The sequence below is a fragment of the Enterovibrio nigricans DSM 22720 genome (genome assembly GCF_900167155.1).
In the GTDB taxonomy this organism is placed as follows: domain Bacteria; phylum Pseudomonadota; class Gammaproteobacteria; order Enterobacterales; family Vibrionaceae; genus Enterovibrio; species Enterovibrio nigricans.
The window spans coordinates 1-2,921 of the sequence record NZ_FUXU01000178.1; the positions used below are offsets into that span (position 1 = coordinate 1).

Here is a 2,921-nt window from a genome sequence, read left to right on the forward strand (position 1 = left end):
GGATAACCTAGGGTCTCAGCGGCCTTCTACTAACTTTGCAACGGAGCCTTATGATCACTTCTTTAAAGATAGTCCACTGGCATATGTCTCTTCACTGAGACAATAAGACATTTTTACGACGATTTTATTCTGGTTTTGTAAAGGGCGCCGGATGGAGAATATGCGGCAAGAGATAATGCTACCTTGCTTGTTTTCTGTGCGGGTTAACATTCCTGTGATAAGAAGGATGAGCGCTGACCTATTTGGCGTTATCTTCTTCTTTTTCAAGGAATGACGATAAATCAAAAGATGCAAAAACAGGTTAATAGTGCTTACCTGCAGCTTTTCATGCGGGAATCAAAGACGGCAGCAATGCTAACTCTCGATAAACTCCCTGACGTTTCAGATGTGGACGCCATTGCCCTTTTTGACTGGATGGCCAGTAAACGCTCTTTTTCTGGCTCCGAACTGAAAGGCCATCGATATATCAAATCTTGCAGCGCTGGCTATGTCACGGAGCTGTGTCTGCACGAGAATGGAACTCTTGAGGAATATACGCTTTTCAATCGTCTCCCCACGAAAGGGACGTGGAAACTTGAGCAAGGTATTCTGGATTTGGAAATCATGAAGGGTGGTAACACGTATAACAGCCGAGTTATTGCCAATAAAGCCGTCAATATTCATTCGGCGATTGAGTATAAAAACACTGATCTTCATGCTTACGTCAAATTAGCGCAAGTGATGCCAGTCACTGAAAGCGTGTAGTTAAACATCTTGTGATAACCCAATAAAAAGCCAAATCCTCGTTGGCTTTTTGTTGGGGGATTTTTCGTCTCCCCTCCTCTTCGCGTTGATTCCACCGTCTTCCATTCTCACGGTTTTAAGTCTTATTGTGCTGGCTGAAACATTTGTTTACGACATTGTTTTCCTGCGCTGAAAGCGCTCGACCGGCGTTTAAACCAGACCCGATAAGGGGGTTGAGTCTAGGAATGCGCGTCATATTCACTTTATAACGGAATGGTGTGTCGGGGGTGGGAACGAAATAGGCCAGTATCTGTCTGAACAGAAAAGAAAATGACGCCCTGACGACGTCGATTTTATCGTGTTTTTGGAAGAGAGCTATTCATGAAACGGACTGCAATTTTTTTACTTTCTCTTGTCACATTACTTCCTGCTCAGGCACAAATAGTGAAGCCTAACCCGCCGCAAATTGCAGCGAAAGGCTACGTATTGATGGATTTTCACTCTGGTATGGTGATAGCAGAAAAAGATGCCAATGAACCTTTAGCGCCAGCAAGTTTAACCAAATTAATGACAGCCTATGTGGTTGGTCAGGAAATTGAACTGGGGAGACTTGCGTGGGACGATAAGGTGGATGTCAGTGAAAATGCTTGGTCTGCGAAATTTCCTGACTCGTCGAAAATGTTTATCAAGCCAGGTGATATTGTCACCGTCCAAGATTTGATGCGTGGCTTAATTGTCCAATCGGGTAATGATGCATCTATCGCCTTAGCAGAGCATATTGCAGGCAGTGAATCTGCTTTTGTAGATATGATGAACAATTGGGCTGAAAAGATTGGATTGGACAGCACACGTTTTGTAAACGCCCACGGTCTTGATGCAGATGGCATTCAATCTACTGCCTTGGATATGGCTGTGCTGATGCAATCCATTATTCAGGATTTACCTGACGTTTATGCCCTGTATAGCGAGAAAGTGTTTACCTGGGCTGATATCACCCAATACAACCGCAACAAACTGCTTTGGGACCGTTCTTTGGATGTTGATGGCGGAAAAACAGGCTATACGTCAGAAGCGGGATATAGCTTGGCTAGTTCAGCGACGCAAGGTCGCATGCGACTCGTGTCTGTCGTGATGGGTACGTCTAGCCAGCAAGAGCGTGAAAGTGCCTCAAAGAAATTGATGAATTACGGGTTTCGTTTCTATGACAGCAAACAAGTGGCGCAGCGTGATGCATTGGAAACACAAGTAAAAGTCTGGAAAGGCAAAACAGATGAGGTTGCTTTGGCTTATAAAGAGGATATTTTCCTTACTTTACCGCGAAATCAGGCCGATAGCGTTGCCAAATCCGTCGTTATTGATGGGTCGGTAGTGGCGCCGATTGAAAAGGGGAAAATACTCGGACGTGTTGAGTGGCGAAGCAATGGCGAGATCGTAAGTACAGTGCCTCTTGTGAGTGCCGCGTTAATCGAAGAAACATCGTGGTTTGGTCGTGTATGGGATGGAATTGTGCTTTGGTTTCACTCCACGTGGCAGTCTATCGTTTAACGGGGTTGTATCATCCATGCCCCTTCCATTTGGATTGCTGGGATAGCTGCTGTTCCTTCAGGATATAAAGGACGAAAGGCCTCTTTCGAGGTCTTTTTTACGTCTTTTTTCTTGCCAGTTGAAAACAGGCCATTGATCCCACACGCTTTATTAAGACACCGCATGCCCTCGAAATCAGCTATACCTGTGTTATGTGTTTGACCGTCAAATCAGTGATTGCTGGTGGTTGCTAGGGAGGGGTGTGGTGCGGATTACCGTTAAAACGTGGTTGGTTGTAGCGACAGGCTTGGTGCTCAATATTGTAGCAGCACTAATGACGAACTTTGTCATTGACGATTTGGGCGAAAATGCGGCCTCTGTTGCCGAGCAGCAATTTAACAATAACCAATTAATCCAGTTAACGTGGCAGCAAGTGGATGCGCTAGAGCGTCGACGTGAAACGTTGCTGATTGTAATGGCACTGAAACCCGTTGATGACCCCGTACCTTTTGACATTGGTGTCCGTCTCTTAGATGCGTTTGGCGAGATGGTAAATACGCCTCTGACACAACAGAATCTACGGCTCCGTTGCAAAGTTAGTAGAAGGCCGCTGAGACCCTAGGTTATCCGTTAAAAAGTGAACTGATTTTCAATCAGGCACACTTCGCCCTTGA

Annotated in this window: 3 protein-coding genes; all 3 read left to right on the forward strand. The window is 45.4% G+C overall.

Features of this window, described 5'->3' with window-relative positions; translation table 11 throughout:
• Positions 1–288: 288 nt before the first annotated feature.
• The 3 genes from B5D35_RS23275 (at position 289) to B5D35_RS23285 (ending at position 2,869) form a co-directional block, all read left to right on the forward strand.
• The gene (locus tag B5D35_RS23275; RefSeq protein WP_078754778.1) at positions 289–744 is read left to right on the forward strand and encodes a hypothetical protein; all 456 of its coding nucleotides are present in this window, start codon (positions 289–291) and stop codon (positions 742–744) included.
• A gap of 360 nt (positions 745–1,104) precedes the next feature.
• The gene (locus B5D35_RS23280; RefSeq protein ID WP_078754779.1) at positions 1,105–2,268 is read left to right on the forward strand and encodes a D-alanyl-D-alanine carboxypeptidase family protein; all 1,164 of its coding nucleotides are present in this window, start codon (positions 1,105–1,107) and stop codon (positions 2,266–2,268) included.
• 241 nt (positions 2,269–2,509) lie between these two features.
• A complete protein-coding gene (locus B5D35_RS23285; RefSeq protein ID WP_139367861.1) occupies positions 2,510–2,869 on the forward strand; it encodes a hypothetical protein in 360 nt (119 codons plus the stop codon).
• The last annotated feature ends 52 nt before the right edge of the window (positions 2,870–2,921 follow it).

Coding starts and splice junctions, on each gene's coding strand:
- B5D35_RS23275 (WP_078754778.1), top strand. CDS start 289: ATGCAAAAACAGGTTAATAGTGCTTACCTGCAGCTTTTCATGCGGGAA.
- B5D35_RS23280 (WP_078754779.1), top strand. CDS start 1,105: ATGAAACGGACTGCAATTTTTTTACTTTCTCTTGTCACATTACTTCCT.